A 13,491-nucleotide genomic window follows, 5' to 3' on the forward strand; every position below is an offset into this window, starting at 1 on the left:
CGAGGCTGATTCACGCTTCATTTTGAAGCCAAAGTGAAACGATCAGGCTCAAGGTGTTAAACTAGGCCGGCCGGGCAAGGACCCCGGCCGGTCCAGGGAACCCCTATATCTTCTGGAAGCGTTTCATGACGGATCAATCCAGCGATAGTTCGGCCGAGGGTCTCACCGAACGGGTGGCGAAAGCCACGCCCGCCGCGGTCGTGCAAAAGGTGCGCGGGCTTTCCGACAGGGCGATCGCCTGGCTCTTTATTTCGCCGACGATCTTCCTGCTGCTGGCGATCAATATCTTTCCGCTGATCTGGACGGTCTATCTCTCCTTCACCAACTACCGCGCCAACCGTCCCGGGCGTCCCATCGAGTGGGTCGGCACGCGCAACTACGAGCGGCTGCTGGGCAACGAGGATATATGGGGTTACCTCCAGGCGACCGCGCACTTCGTGGTCTGGACCATGATCATCCAGGTCATCATCGGCCTGGGCCTGGCGCTGCTGATCAACCGCAATTTCAAGGGCTCGAGCTTCTGGACCACGGTGATCCTAATCCCCATGATGCTGTCACCGGCGGTTGTGGGCACCTTCTGGACCTACCTCTATCAGCCGCAGACCGGCATCTTCAGCTACATCATCAACCTCTTCGTCTCCGTCGGGCCCATCGACATGATCGGCTCGGTCGATCTGGCGCCCTGGTCGATCATCATCGTCGATACCTGGATGTGGACCCCCTACATCATGTTGCTCTGCCTGGCGGGGCTGCGCTCGATCCCGGACTACCTCTACGAAGCCGCCGAAATCGACCGGGCCAATGCCTGGCAGAAATTCTGGTACATCACGCTGCCCCGGATCATGCCCTTCCTGATGCTGGCGGTGCTGTTCCGCGGGATCGAGAATTTCAAGATGTTCGACATGGTGGTCGAGCTGACCTCCGGCGGGCCGGGTTCGACCACGGAGGTGGCCTCGATCAATCTCAAGCGCGAGGCCTTCGAGAAGTGGCGGACCGGCTATTCCTCGGCCTTCGCGGTGATCCTTTTCGTCACGGTCTTCGGCCTGGGCAACATCTATGTCAAAGCCCTGAATAAGGTGAAGCAATGAGCGCCGCCATCACATCCGCCGCAACCACCAAGGCCCATTCGGTGGTCGAGAGTTCGAGCCGGGGCAAGTGGCTCGCGGGACTGCTGGTGGTCGCCTACGCGCTGATCACCCTGATCCCGCTGGTCTGGATCCTGGCGACCAGCCTGAAGTCGCCGCCGGATTCCATTTCCTATCCGCCGAAGGTGATCTTCGAGCCGAGCCTGGAAGGCTACGTGAACCTCTTCACCACCCGCTCGCGCCAGACCGAGGAATACATCGAAAACCTGGGACCGGCGGAGACCTGGTACGACGAGATCGTGCGCAAGCGCAACATGGTGATTGTCGGGCCCTCGCGTTTCGTCGACCGCTATATGAACTCAGTGGTGATCGGTTTCGGCTCGACCTTCCTGGCGGTCTTTCTGGGGACGCTGGCGGCCTACGGCTTCTCGCGCTTTAAGGTCCCGCTGAAGGACGACCTGCTGTTTTTCATTCTCTCGACGCGCATGATGCCGCCGATCGCGGTCGCCATCCCGATCTATCTGATGTACCGCGAGCTCGGGCTGTCGGATACGGCGCTGGGCATGATCCTGCTCTACACCGCCGTCAATGTCTCACTCTCAGTCTGGCTGCTGAAGGGCTTCATGGACGAGATCCCGCGCGAATACGAGGAGGCCGCGGTGGTGGACGGCTACACCCGTCTGCAGGCCTTCTGGAAAGTGGTGCTGCCCCAGGCCCGCGCGGGCATCGCGGCGACGGCGATCTTCTGTCTGATCTTTGCCTGGAACGAATATGCCTTCGCCCTGCTGCTGACCAGCGGCAACGCGCAGACCGCGCCGCCCTTTATTCCGATCATAATAGGCGAGGGCGGCCTGGACTGGCCCGCGGTCGCCGCCGGCACCACGCTCTTCCTGCTGCCGATCGTCTTTTTCACCGTGCTGCTGCGCAATCAGCTTTTGCGGGGCATCACCTTCGGAGCGGTGCGCAAATGAACCAGGGAACGCAACAGAGTGAAGCATCACAAGGGGTGGCCCGTTTCTTCAAGCCCCGCTTCTTCAAACGAGGCCCCTGGGAGAACTTTGCGACCCTCCTCATCGCGCTGGGCATCTTCATGCTGATGCAGCCCTTCTCGATCGATCTCTTCGGCTATTCCTTCGCGGTGATCCTGACCGGTACGGTCGGCTTCGTCATCGTCAGTCATTTTCCGGAGTAGGTGCACGTGGCCGAGATTAGAATTGAAAATCTGCACAAGACCTTCGGCGATTTTACCGCCGTGCGGGACTCGTCCTTTACGGTGAAGGACGGCGAGTTCTTCGTCATGCTGGGTCCCTCCGGCTGCGGCAAGACCACGACCCTGCGCATGATCGCCGGGCTGGAACTGCCGACCTCGGGCCGGATCTATCTGGACGGCGAGGATGTGACCAACCGGCGCGGCGGCGCGCGGGATATTGCCTTCGTGTTCCAGCTCTTCGCACTCTATCCCCATATGAACGTGCGCAAGAACATCTCCTTCCCCCTGCGTATGGAGGGACGGCCCCGCAAGGAGATTCGCGAACGCACGGAGGAGGTCGCGCGCATGCTGCAGATCGATCACCTGCTGGACTCTCCGGTGGGCGGGCTTTCCAGCGGCGACCGGCAGCGGGTGGCGCTGGGCCGGGCCGTGGTGCGCCGCGCCAAGGCCTTCCTGATGGACGAGCCGCTGGGCGCTCTGGATGCCCAGTTCCGCGAGTTGATGTGCGAGGAACTGCGTCTGCTGCACCTGCGGGTCAAGGCGACCACGGTCTATGTGACCCACGATCAGATCGAGGCCATGTCCATGGCCGACCGTATCTGCATCATGAACAATGCTGAGGTGCTGCAGATCGGGCCGCCGTCGGAGGTCTATGCTCGGCCGGCGACGCGTTTCGTGGCGGGTTTCGTCGGCTCGCCGGCCATGAACTTCATCGCGGGCGAAGGCGGTCTGGAAGCCGGCAGCGAGGCGGTGCAGGTGCGCGGTTCGCGCATCGCCATTCCACGTCTGCACGAGGACCTGACCTCCCCGGAAGCGATCCTGGGGGCGCGCCCCGAGCATATTCGGATTTCCGATCAGGGCGCACTGCGCGGACGGGTCTTCGCGGTGGAATACATGGGTACGCGGCAGCTGATCACGGTCGATACGGACTCCGGCCGCCTGCGCGTGCGGGCGCCCAATACGGTGCGGGTCAGTGACGGCGAAGCCGTCGGCCTGGATTTCGACTCCGAGAAGATCGTTGTCTTCGATTCCCGCACCGACCGGGCGGTCGCCAGCGCGCTGCAAGCGGGAGGTCAGCGTGGCTGAGATCGCACTTCAAGCCATATCCAAAAGCTTCGGGAGCACCCGGGCGGTCAAGGATCTCGACCTGACGGTGCGCGACGGCGAGTTCGTGGTGCTGCTGGGGCCGACCGGGGCGGGCAAGACCACGACACTGCGGCTGATCGCGGGCCTCGAAAAGCCGGAGGCGGGGCGGGTATCCATCGACGCTATGGACGTCACGGAAACCCCGACCTCCGCCCGCAACGTGGCCTTCGTGTTTCAGCAGTACTCACTCTATCCGCACTACAGCGTTCTTGAAAACCTGGCTTTTCCCCTGAAAGCACCGGGCCAGGATCTGAGTGCGGAAGAGATCGAGGCACGGGTGCGGGAGATCGCCGAACTGCTGCGCATCGATCACAAGCTGGAGAACCGCGCCACGGCCCTGTCCGGCGGCGAAATGCAGCGGGTGGCCATCGGACGGGCCCTGGTGCGCAATCCGACGGTCTTTCTGATGGACGAGCCTTTGTCTTCGCTGGATGCCAAGCTGCGTGAGGACCTGCGGGTAGAGCTGAAGCGGATTCAGCGGGACCTGGGTGCGACAATTGTCTACGTGACCCATGACCAGCTTGAGGCTATGACCCTGGCGGACCGGATCGGCGTGCTCGACGAGGGCGAGCTGGTACAGATCGGCGACCCGCGTGAAGTCTATGAGACTCCGGCGAGCGTCTATGTGGCGCAGCGGCTCGGCAGTCCGCAGATCAATCTGCTGGCGGTGGGCATGCTGGACCTGCCGTCGGTTCCACCCTCTGCCACGACCCTCGGGGTCCGGCCCGAAGACATCGTTCTGGACCAAGGTGAAGGCGCGCTCGCCAGGGTGATCAACGTGGAGCATCTGGGCGTCGAGACGGTGATTCTGCTTGAACTGGCGGGGCAACACCTGCATGCCCTGCTCGGCGATGCCGCCAGCCTGGAAGAGGGCGCGGAGATTTCCATCAGCGTGCGGGAGGGCGCGGCGCTGTTTTTCGATACAAACGGCAAACGCGTCGATTTGGTCACGGCAAGCGCGCGTGAGGAGGCGGTTTATGGAACCTGAGACAATCAAGGCGCTGATCCGCCGGACCCACGAGGTCATTCTGGCGCATGCGGAAGAGCTGACCGATCTGGATCAGGCGATCGGCGACGGCGATCACGGGATCAACATGAAGCGCGGTTTTGACGCCATTGCCGCGGCGGCGGACGCCATCGCAGAGCTGCCCTGCGGGAAGGCGCTGGAGAAGGCCGGTATGACCCTGGTGATGTCGGTCGGCGGCGCGTCCGGGCCGCTCTACGGCTCGCTGCTGATGGCCATGGGCAAGGCGATGCCCGAGGCACCGGATTCGGTCGGTGATATAGCGAAAGCCTTTCAAGCCGGCGTCGAGGCGGTGATGAAGCGCGGCAAATCCGAGGGCGGCGAGAAGACCATGCTGGAGGTCCTGCTGCCGGTCGCGACGTCCTTGAAAGACGCCGGCGCGTTGGATATCGGCGTGCTTCGCAAAACCGCTGACGCGGGCCTGGCCTCGACAAAGGATATGAAGGCGACCAAGGGTCGGGCGTCTTTTCTGGGCGAGCGCTCCATCGGGCATCTCGACCCCGGCGCGCGTTCTTCCGCGCTGCTGATCCACGCTGTTTGTGACGTAATCGAAGGTAAGTAAGGCTATGTCGGATTTTGTTGGCATCGTAATCGTGTCCCACTCGCCGAACGTCGCCAAGGGCACGGCGGATATGGTGCGGGAGATGGTCGGGGATGAGGTGAAGGTCGCCTACTGCGGCGGCAACGCCGACGGCGGACTGGGAACCGACGTGGCCGCCATTCATGGGGCGATCGATTCGGTCTTCGGCGCGCAGGGCGTAGCGGTTCTGGTCGATCTGGGCGGCGCGGAAACCAATAGCGAGATGGCGATCGAAATGATGGACGAAGAGCGTCAGAAGGCGATTGTGATCTGCAACGCGCCGATTGTGGAAGGCGCGGTGATGGCGGCCACGGAAGCGGCGGGCGGCGGCAGCCTGGACGAAGTGCGCGCGACTGCGGAGGAATTTCTGTCATGAGCGAACTGCCTGCTGAATCTTCCGATGCGAAGGAAGCGTTGGCGAGTGGAGCGGCGACGATCCAGGACCCCACGGGGCTGCATGCCCGTCCGGCGGTCAAGCTGACCAAGCTCGCCAAGGCTCACGACGCCACGATCGAGATCCGCGCAGGCGAGGAGGGCAAGTGGGTCAATGCCAAGTCGCCCAACGCGGTGATGAAACTGAAGGCCGGCAGCGGTGAAATTCTTTTCGTGCGGGCACAGGGTGCGCAGGCCGACGAAGCCGTGAAGGCTTTGGTTGCCCTGATCGAGCGGGATTTCGAAGCTGAATGACGGCCGCTTTTTTTTGATGCCTGATGAGGACCATGACTGAGACTTCGCAAGAGCGCATTCTGAGCGGATTTGCCGCGTCCGACGGCCTTGTGGTGGGCCGTGCCGTGCGGCTCGTCTCAACCGCGGAACTGCAACGCCTGGCAGGCTCGCCGGAGGAAGAGCGCAGCGTCCTCGCGGGCGCCATCACGCGCGCCACGGAAGAACTCGAGGCGCTGGCCGAAACGCAGGACGAGATGGGGGCCGGGATTCTGGAGTTTCAAACCGCGCTGCTCGAGGACGAGGACCTGCTGGCGCCGGTCTATGCGGCCGTCGAGGCGGGGCAGCCCGCGGATCAGGCCTGGATCAGGATCATCGACGGCGAGGTCACCGAATACCGGGAAGGCGAGGACGATTATTTCAAGGCGCGCGCGGACGATCTTCTGGACCTCAAGGAGCGCGTGCTGGCGGCGCTGCACGGCAGGGAGACGGCGCAGGTTAAGCTGGATGGGGACATCATCATTGCCCGGGACCTGACGCCCTCGCGCTTTCTGGAACTGGACTGGAGCCTCTATCGGGGTGTTGCGGTCTGCGGCGGCAGTCCAACCAGCCACGTGGCGATTCTGGCCCGCGCGCGCGGCGTTCCGCTGGTGGTTGGATTGGAGGACGCGCTCGAGACGCTCCAGGAAGCCTGTCCCGCCGTGCTGGATGCCGAAAGCGGGCGTCTGATCCTGGCACCGGAGTCCGCAACCCTGGAAGCCATCGGGCGGCGTTTGCGCGCCCGCGAAGCCGACGATGCGGCGGCGGAGTCTTTGCTGGGCGAGCCGGCGGTCACGGCGCAAGGCGAGCGGATCGAGATCCTGATCAATGCCGATGACCCCAAGGTCCTGGCCGAGGTTCCGGTCGCGAACTGTGACGGGATCGGCCTGACGCGCACCGAGTTCCTCTTCAGCGACGGTGCGCTGCCCGACGAGCAAAAACAGTTTGAGGTCTACCGCGATCTCATGACCTGGGCGGAAGGGCGTCCGGTGATCGTCCGCACCCTGGACGCGGGGGGAGACAAGCCGATCCCCGGTGTCACGGTCGATGACGAGAGCAATCCCTTTCTGGGTTTGCGCGGTGTCCGCCTGTCGCTTCTGAAGCCGGAGGTCCTGAAGCTGCAGCTGCGCGCGTTGGCCCGGGCCGCGGCGCTGGGGCCTTTGAAGATCATGATCCCCATGGTGACCGTGCCTGAAGAAGTGGAGGCGGTGCGCGCGCTGCTTGAGGCCGCTCTGTCCGAACTCACGGCCGAGGGGGTTGCGCATGCCCGCCCGCAGCTTGGTATGATGGTCGAAGTTCCGGCCGCCGCTTTGACGGCGGACCGCTTCAAGGTGGATTTTTTCTCGATCGGCTCCAATGACCTCATTCAATACACCACGGCCTGCGCGCGGGATAATGCGGCGGTGACCAGACTGGCGGATGCTAGAAATCCGGCGGTTCTCGAACTGATCGGGCGGACGATCGAGGCGGCGGCGCGTATGGGCGTGGAAGTCAGTCTCTGCGGCGACATGGCCTCCGACCCGCATCACATTCCGGCGCTGCTGGAGCGCGGTCTGCGGCGTCTTTCGGTCGCGCCCGCGCAGGTGGGGCGGGTCAAGCTTGCGGTGCGGCGTTATGGCTGACCCCAAGTCCGTGAATCCCAAATCCGCCAATTCCAAATCCGCCAACCACGGGCCTGCAAACCGGAACAGTAGCGCCTTAAAGCCCGCTGCGGATCAATCGGTCGCGACCTACAAGCAAATCCTGCGCGAATTCATCGACCGGCGGCCGTCCGGCACCCGCCAACGCATCGCCAAGGCCCTGGGCACCCACAAGAGCTTCGTCTCACAAATCACCAATCCGGCCCTGCGGGTGCCGCTGCCCGCCCCGCATGTCGCCTCGATTTTCAAGATCTGTCACTTTTCGCCGGAAGAACGGGGTGTCTTTCTGGACGCCTACCGGATCGCGCATCCCAATCAGGCGGCGGCGCTGGAGTCCGAAGAGGTCTCCGGCAAACGCATCATCATGATCGAACTGCCGGATTTCGAGGACCCTGCAAAACAGGAACGTCTGGCCGAAGCCATTGAGGAACTTGCCGCCAGGATGATCGCCCTGGCGCGCGATGGCGGCTGACCTCTACTCACACGGGAGGAGACAACGTAATGAAAAAGCTGATTAATTCCGTCGACAACGTTTTGAACGAGAGCCTGCGGGGCTTCGGCGCGGCGCACAGCGATATCGTCTCGGTGAACTGGGAACCGAAATTCGTTCAGCGCGCGGGCGGCACAGCGAAGGGAAAGGTCGCGCTGATTTCCGGCGGCGGTTCGGGACACGAACCCCTGCATGCGGGTTTTGTCGGGCAGGGCATGCTGGATGCCGCCTGTCCCGGCGAGGTCTTCACCTCCTCCACCCCGGATCAGATGCTGGCGGCAGCGCAGGCTGTCGATGCCGGCGCAGGCGTGCTCTTTATCGTCAAGAACTACTCCGGCGACGTCATGAACTTCGAAATGGCCGCAGAGATGTATGGCGAGATGCATGAGGGCGAACAGGCGACGGTCCTGACCAACGACGATGTGGCCGTGGAAGATTCGCTCTTTACTCAGGGACGGCGCGGGGTCGCAGGGACGGTGATTGTCGAGAAGATCGTCGGCGCCGCCGCCGAGGCTGGTGCCGATCTGGCGACCTGCAAGGCGCTGGGGGAGCGGGTCAATGCGGCCAGCGGCACCATGGGCGTGGCTCTGACCAGCTGCACCGTGCCGGCCGCAGGCAAGCCGACCTTCGAGCTGGCCGAGGACGAGATGGAGATGGGCGTGGGCATCCACGGCGAGCCCGGCCGGCGCAGAGTCAAGCTGATGGAGGCCGATGCGCTGGCCGCCGAGATGATCGAGGCGATCTGCAAGGAGGACGGACCCAGGTCGGGCGACCCGGTGCTGCTGCTGGTCAACGGGATGGGCGGCACGCCGCTGATGGAGCTGTACCTGGTGTACGATGCCGCGCGCAGGCTTTGCGAGGAACGCGGCCTGACCATCGCGCGCTCGCTGGTCGGCGACTACTGTACCTCGCTGGATATGGCGGGCTGCTCGATCACGCTGACCAAAGTGGGTGACGAGATGCTCGGCTACTGGGATGCGCCGGTGCACACGGCAGCCTTGAGGTGGGGCGTCTAAAGGGTGTAACACCGCTTAGGTTTATGAAGCTGGACACGGGGCTGCATGAAAAGCGGGATTGCGGGAAGTGCCGAAGAGGGCGAGCAGCCGGACTACCTCCTGGAGGAGCAGATCGGCTTTATTCTGCGCGTTGCTTCCCAGAAACACGGCAGCGTTTTCGCCGATCTCATGCCCGAGGACCTAACGCCGACGCGCTTTGCGGTGCTGGCGAAGCTCAATGAAAAAGGACCTTTGCCGCAGAACGAACTCGGGCGGCAGACCGCCATGGACGTGGCCACCATCAAAGGGGTTGTCGACCGGCTTTCTGCGCGCGGCCTGATCCGGACCCGGCCCGATCCGGATGACGGGCGCAAACACTTTGTCGAGCTGACGGAGAGAGGCGGGCAGGCGATCCGCGCGGCGATCCCCCTGGGTCTTCAGATCTCCAAAGAGACGCTCAAGCCCTTGAACATCCGGGAGCGCACGACCCTGATCCGTTTGCTGCGGAAACTCTATGGCGGCTGAAGGCAGCGTCGCCTATTTGCTGTGCGCCATGATGTTGATGAGTTTTCCCAGGGGATCACGAACATAGAAGCGGCGGACATTCCAGGGTTCGTCGGTGAGTTCATAGGTGATTTCAAAGCCTGCCGCCCTGGCGCGGCGGTAGGTTTCGTCGATGTCGTCCACCTCGATTGAAATGTCGGGCACTTCGGTTCCCGACCCGCCTTCGCTGGCGATACTGATCTGGACCGGCGCGTTTTGCGCGGATCCGTAGGTTGCGATCCAGCCCAGATCCATCAGAATTTCAAGGCCGAGAAGATCGCGGTAAAAGCTGTGTGCAGCAGTCACGTCTTCGGCCGCGATGTTGGTGACGATGCGTTTGACGGTCATTCAACACTCCTATGCGTGGGCGGGGTGTTCCCCGGCCCGTATCGATCTCACTTTAGAGTGATCGCAATGCCCGGGGGGTGTCTTCTTCCAGTTGTCTTGAAGTTGGCGAATTTCATGCATAGAAAAAATTTCGGAAATCTGCTCAAAAATGCTATAAAACAGCCGAATTTTTGATTGAAAGACCCTGTTTATCTCGTTAGCATGCTAGCGAGATTTCGGGATCCGAAACGCTTTCTTCTTGCGTTGTTAAAGCTGCTGGACAGGATCTATGCGTCGCGACTGACGCTGCTCTGCGGAGGCGTTGCTTGCTTTGGATCAAGGACAGGGGTGAAACTGGCCGTAGGGTTATATTTTCTAAGTCCGAAGTGCCGCTTTGGACGTAGGATCGCGCTGATGAGTGCTCCAGACAAGAGACACAGACACAGACAAGAGAAGCGGACGAGAAAGAGTGAGGTGAAGGTTTCGCCGGTTTCCCCTGATAGGCGATGGGGCAGGCGATCTGACGTTTGAACAGCCGGGCGGGCGGTCATGGCATCGCTGCAGGGCCAGCCAGCCGGCTTTTGAGGTGGAAAGCATGCTGTTGAGAGATGTGTTAAGGAGGCCGGTTCATGGGTAGTCAGGCCGCTTCCGCAGTCGATGTTCAGGGAACGGGTGATCAGACAGGTCATGATCATACGGCCCCGGAACGGGTTGTCGTCCGCTTCGCCGGGGATTCCGGCGACGGTGTCCAGATTCTGGGCGCGGAGTTCGCGAAATCCGCCGCCCTCAGTGGCCATGATCTCATTACCTTTCCGGACTTTCCGGCGGAAATCCGGGCGCCGGTCGGCACGACCTTTGGCGTCTCGGCCTTCCAGATTCAGTTCGGCGGGCCGAAGGTTCTCACCCCGGGCGATACGGTCGATGTGCTGATCGCCTTCAACCCGGCGGCGCTGAAAACCAATCTGGCGGATCTGCGTGACGGCGGTCTGGTGATCCTGGACGAAGGGGCCTTCACCAAGCGTAATCTGGCCAAGGCGCATTACGACGTCAGCCCGCTGGAAGACGAGACGCTGGCGACCTATCAGGTCCTGAAGATCGATATCGCCAGGCGTTGCGGCGAGGCGGTCGCGGATACCGGTGCCAGCAAAAAGGTTGCCGACCGCGCCAAGAACTTCTGGGCGCTGGGGCTGACCTTCTGGATGTTCGGGCGCAAGCGCGCGGCGACCCAGGAGTGGATCACCGAAAAGTTTGCCAAGATCCCCGAAGTGGCCGCAGCCAACCTTGCAGCACTCAACGCAGGGCATGCTTTTGGCGAGACCATGGAGATCGGCCGCGACGTGATTGGTCATCCTCTGGAGGCCAGCTTCGAGCCCGGCACCTACCGCAGCATCACCGGCATCGACGCCATGGCCAAGGGCCTGGCGGCGGCGGCCTGCTGCGCTGGGATCAAGCTCGCCTACTGCTCCTACCCCATCACCCCGGCTTCCGGTCTGCTGCATGCGCTGGCGGCCCTGCGCAGCAAGGGGATTGTGACTTTCCAGGCGGAGGACGAGATCGCGGCGGCCACGGCGGCCATCGGCGCCTCCTATGGTGGCGCGCTCGGCGTGACCGGGTCTTCGGGGCCGGGTATCGCGCTGAAATCCGAAGCCCTGAGCCTGGCGGTGGCCACGGAGCTGCCGCTGGTGGTGGTCAACGTGCAGCGCGCCGGGCCTTCGACCGGCATGCCGACCAAGGCGGAGCAGGCGGATCTTTCCATGGCGCTTTACGGGCGTCACGGCGAGGCTCCGATCGCCGTGCTTGCGCCTGCGACCCCGGCGGAATGCTTCCAGACCATGATCGACGCCGCCACGATCGCGATCCGCTACATGACTCCCGTCATGGTGCTGGCGGACGGCTACATCGCCAACGCCGCCGAACCCTGGCGGATTCCCGATGTGGCGGAATTGCCGGAGATTGCCCCGCACTACCGGGACGATCCGGAAAATTTCCAGCCCTTCCAGCGCGACGAAAAAACCCTCGCCCGGCCCTGGGTCCGCCCGGGCACACCGGAGCTGCAGCACCGGATCGGCGGCATCGAGAAGGCCGACGGCAGCGGCCATATCTCCTACGATCCCGATAACCACCAGACCATGACCGATCTGCGGGCCGAAAAGATCGCCCGGATTGCCGATATCCTGCCGCCGGTGAAGGTCGAGCGCGGCGCGGAGCGCGGGCGCGTGGCCATCGTCGGCTGGGGCTCTACCTATGGCGCGCTGAACGCGGCGGTGAAGGAACTGCTCTCCGAGGGTCTGGAGGTCGCGCATATCCATCTGCGCCACATCTCGCCCCTGGCACCCGGACTGGAGGACCTGCTGCGCGGTTTCGATCATGTGCTGGTGGCCGAGATGAACGGCGGCCAGCTCTGCCGGCTGCTGCGTTCGGAGTTCCTGATTCCGGCGGAAGGCGTCAATCAGATGACCGGGAAGCCCTTCAAGGTCGCGACCGTCAAGACGGCGCTCAGAGCGGCCTTACAGAAAGCCGAGGGAGACGCGTCATGAACCAGGTTTTGACCGCGAAAGACTTCACCACCGATCAGGAAGTGCGCTGGTGTCCGGGCTGCGGCGACTACGCAATCCTGAAATCCGTGCGGACCACCCTGGCGAAGATCGGCCGCCCACCCCACGAGGTGGTTTTTGTCTCCGGCATCGGCTGTGCCGCGCGCTTTCCCTATTACGTGGACAGCTACGGTTTCCATACCATCCATGGCCGGGCGCCCGCGGTGGCGACCGGGGTGAAGCTGGCCAACCCGGACCTGGATGTCTGGGTGGTCGGCGGCGATGGGGACTTCCTCTCCATTGGCGGCAATCACCTGCTGCATGCGCTGCGCCGGAACATGGATCTCAATCTGCTGCTGCTGAACAATGCCATCTACGGCCTGACCAAGGGCCAGTACTCGCCGACCTCCTCTGTCGGTACCCGCTCGCCCTCGACGCCGGGCGGTTCTGTCGACCGGCCGCTCAACGCGGCCCTGATGGCCCTGGGCGCGGGAGCGCGTTTCGTCGCCCGCTCGGCGGATACCCTGCAGGACCACCTGCCGGAGGTCCTGACCCGCGCGCAGGCGCACAAGGGAGCTTCATTCGTCGAGATCTTTCAGAACTGCATCGTCTATAACGACGCGGTCTGGGCGGGGATGGCCACCAAGGCGGAATCCTTCGAGAAAACCATCCGCGTCGCCCACGGCGAACCGCTGGTCTTCGGCAAGGAGCGCGACAAGGGCCTGGTCTTCGACAGCCGCAACGGCCGGATGGAATTGACCGAAGCCGGTGACGACGCCGAAAAGCTTGCCACAATCCACGACGAAACCAACTGGGCGCTGGCCTGTGCGCTTTCGTCCATGGAGGGCGGCGATCTACCCACCGCGCTCGGTGTGCTCTACTGCGATCCCGTGAACGACTACGGCTCGGATCAGGAAGCGCGCAATCACTTCACCACGCTCTCGCGGGACGAACTCAGCAGCTTGCTGCATGATGGCGGAACCTGGGAGGTGAAGTGAAGGGAGGGTGTGAGAGCTTGTTCTGATCGTCCGGCTCATTAAATGAAGAGCTCGTCATTGGCGTTTTGTAGAAGGCGTTGTTTCGGCTGGCGTAAACCTGGCTGCCCGATCCGTTGAAAGGACCGCCTAAAGCAATTTGCGTTTAAACAGACACAAAATTCGCTGCCTCTCGATCAGCAAATTGCTGATCTTGAACGCAAATTTTGAAATACACTGA

At 62.9% G+C, this 13,491-nt stretch carries 15 protein-coding genes; 14 read left to right on the forward strand and 1 reads right to left on the reverse strand.

Annotated elements, in window-relative coordinates:
• Positions 1–125 precede the first annotated feature (125 nt).
• The 12 genes from FKG95_RS22370 to FKG95_RS22425 are packed head-to-tail and all read left to right on the forward strand — an operon-like array spanning position 126 to position 9,397.
• The gene (locus FKG95_RS22370; RefSeq protein WP_142898662.1) at positions 126–1,088 is read left to right on the forward strand and encodes a carbohydrate ABC transporter permease; all 963 of its coding nucleotides are present in this window, start codon (positions 126–128) and stop codon (positions 1,086–1,088) included.
• Positions 1,085–2,056, forward strand: a complete 972-nt coding sequence (locus tag FKG95_RS22375; RefSeq protein ID WP_142898663.1) for a carbohydrate ABC transporter permease — start codon at positions 1,085–1,087, stop codon at positions 2,054–2,056. The genes FKG95_RS22370 and FKG95_RS22375 overlap by 4 nt, the downstream gene beginning before the upstream one ends.
• Entirely contained in the window at positions 2,053–2,277 is a 225-nt protein-coding gene (locus FKG95_RS22380) for a hypothetical protein (RefSeq protein ID WP_142898664.1), read from the forward strand. The genes FKG95_RS22375 and FKG95_RS22380 overlap by 4 nt, the downstream gene beginning before the upstream one ends.
• Before the next feature lie 6 nt (positions 2,278–2,283).
• Positions 2,284–3,381 (forward strand): ABC transporter ATP-binding protein, encoded by a 1,098-nt coding sequence (locus FKG95_RS22385; protein WP_142898665.1) that lies wholly within the window; start codon positions 2,284–2,286, stop codon positions 3,379–3,381.
• A complete protein-coding gene (locus tag FKG95_RS22390; protein WP_142898666.1) occupies positions 3,374–4,429 on the forward strand; it encodes an ABC transporter ATP-binding protein in 1,056 nt (351 codons plus the stop codon). The genes FKG95_RS22385 and FKG95_RS22390 overlap by 8 nt, the downstream gene beginning before the upstream one ends.
• Positions 4,419–5,027: a dihydroxyacetone kinase subunit DhaL gene (gene dhaL / locus FKG95_RS22395; protein ID WP_142898667.1), complete on the forward strand. Its 609-nt coding sequence runs from the start codon at positions 4,419–4,421 to the stop codon at positions 5,025–5,027. Before FKG95_RS22390 ends, dhaL begins: the two co-directional genes overlap by 11 nt.
• A gap of 4 nt (positions 5,028–5,031) precedes the next feature.
• Positions 5,032–5,421: a dihydroxyacetone kinase phosphoryl donor subunit DhaM gene (gene dhaM / locus FKG95_RS22400; protein WP_142898668.1), complete on the forward strand. Its 390-nt coding sequence runs from the start codon at positions 5,032–5,034 to the stop codon at positions 5,419–5,421.
• Entirely contained in the window at positions 5,418–5,732 is a 315-nt protein-coding gene (locus FKG95_RS22405) for an HPr family phosphocarrier protein (protein WP_142898669.1), read from the forward strand. The genes dhaM and FKG95_RS22405 overlap by 4 nt, the downstream gene beginning before the upstream one ends.
• A 32-nt stretch (positions 5,733–5,764) precedes the next feature.
• Complete coding sequence (gene ptsP, locus FKG95_RS22410; RefSeq protein WP_142898670.1) at positions 5,765–7,369, forward strand: phosphoenolpyruvate--protein phosphotransferase; 1,605 nt, start codon at positions 5,765–5,767, stop codon at positions 7,367–7,369.
• On the forward strand, positions 7,362–7,859 hold the full coding sequence (locus FKG95_RS22415) for a hypothetical protein (RefSeq protein WP_218940327.1): 498 nt from the start codon (positions 7,362–7,364) through the stop codon (positions 7,857–7,859). The genes ptsP and FKG95_RS22415 overlap by 8 nt, the downstream gene beginning before the upstream one ends.
• A gap of 29 nt (positions 7,860–7,888) precedes the next feature.
• Positions 7,889–8,893 (forward strand): dihydroxyacetone kinase subunit DhaK, encoded by a 1,005-nt coding sequence (gene dhaK, locus FKG95_RS22420; RefSeq protein WP_142898671.1) that lies wholly within the window; start codon positions 7,889–7,891, stop codon positions 8,891–8,893.
• Between the two features lie 45 nt (positions 8,894–8,938).
• Positions 8,939–9,397, forward strand: a complete 459-nt coding sequence (locus FKG95_RS22425) for a MarR family winged helix-turn-helix transcriptional regulator (protein ID WP_142898672.1) — start codon at positions 8,939–8,941, stop codon at positions 9,395–9,397.
• Between the two features lie 12 nt (positions 9,398–9,409).
• Here FKG95_RS22425 and FKG95_RS22430 read toward each other — a convergent pair whose 3' ends face one another.
• Positions 9,410–9,763: a VOC family protein gene (locus FKG95_RS22430; protein WP_142898673.1), complete on the reverse strand. Its 354-nt coding sequence runs from the start codon at positions 9,761–9,763 to the stop codon at positions 9,410–9,412.
• A 608-nt stretch (positions 9,764–10,371) separates the two neighbouring features.
• Here FKG95_RS22430 and FKG95_RS22435 point away from each other — a divergent pair.
• Together FKG95_RS22435 and FKG95_RS22440 are read left to right on the forward strand one after the other, a co-directional pair.
• Complete coding sequence (locus FKG95_RS22435) at positions 10,372–12,279, forward strand: 2-oxoacid:acceptor oxidoreductase subunit alpha (RefSeq protein WP_142898674.1); 1,908 nt, start codon at positions 10,372–10,374, stop codon at positions 12,277–12,279.
• On the forward strand, positions 12,276–13,274 hold the full coding sequence (locus FKG95_RS22440; RefSeq protein ID WP_142898675.1) for a 2-oxoacid:ferredoxin oxidoreductase subunit beta: 999 nt from the start codon (positions 12,276–12,278) through the stop codon (positions 13,272–13,274). Before FKG95_RS22435 ends, FKG95_RS22440 begins: the two co-directional genes overlap by 4 nt.
• Positions 13,275–13,491 lie beyond the last annotated feature (217 nt).

Origin of the sequence: Denitrobaculum tricleocarpae (assembly GCF_007004665.1) — a bacterium.
Taxonomy (GTDB): Bacteria; Pseudomonadota; Alphaproteobacteria; order Kiloniellales; family Kiloniellaceae; genus Denitrobaculum; species Denitrobaculum tricleocarpae.

Excerpts from the sequence above, each read along its gene's own strand:
- FKG95_RS22380 (WP_142898664.1), top strand. The coding sequence starts at position 2,053 with ATGAACCAGGGAACGCAACAGAGTGAAGCATCACAAGGGGTGGCCCGT.
- FKG95_RS22375 (WP_142898663.1), top strand. The coding sequence starts at position 1,085 with ATGAGCGCCGCCATCACATCCGCCGCAACCACCAAGGCCCATTCGGTG.
- dhaM (WP_142898668.1), top strand. The coding sequence starts at position 5,032 with ATGTCGGATTTTGTTGGCATCGTAATCGTGTCCCACTCGCCGAACGTC.
- FKG95_RS22430 (WP_142898673.1), bottom strand. The coding sequence starts at position 9,763 with ATGACCGTCAAACGCATCGTCACCAACATCGCGGCCGAAGACGTGACT.
- FKG95_RS22435 (WP_142898674.1), top strand. The coding sequence starts at position 10,372 with ATGGGTAGTCAGGCCGCTTCCGCAGTCGATGTTCAGGGAACGGGTGAT.
- ptsP (WP_142898670.1), top strand. The coding sequence starts at position 5,765 with ATGACTGAGACTTCGCAAGAGCGCATTCTGAGCGGATTTGCCGCGTCC.
- FKG95_RS22415 (WP_218940327.1), top strand. The coding sequence starts at position 7,362 with ATGGCTGACCCCAAGTCCGTGAATCCCAAATCCGCCAATTCCAAATCC.
- dhaK (WP_142898671.1), top strand. The coding sequence starts at position 7,889 with ATGAAAAAGCTGATTAATTCCGTCGACAACGTTTTGAACGAGAGCCTG.
- FKG95_RS22425 (WP_142898672.1), top strand. The coding sequence starts at position 8,939 with ATGAAAAGCGGGATTGCGGGAAGTGCCGAAGAGGGCGAGCAGCCGGAC.
- dhaL (WP_142898667.1), top strand. The coding sequence starts at position 4,419 with ATGGAACCTGAGACAATCAAGGCGCTGATCCGCCGGACCCACGAGGTC.
- FKG95_RS22370 (WP_142898662.1), top strand. The coding sequence starts at position 126 with ATGACGGATCAATCCAGCGATAGTTCGGCCGAGGGTCTCACCGAACGG.
- FKG95_RS22440 (WP_142898675.1), top strand. The coding sequence starts at position 12,276 with ATGAACCAGGTTTTGACCGCGAAAGACTTCACCACCGATCAGGAAGTG.
- FKG95_RS22405 (WP_142898669.1), top strand. The coding sequence starts at position 5,418 with ATGAGCGAACTGCCTGCTGAATCTTCCGATGCGAAGGAAGCGTTGGCG.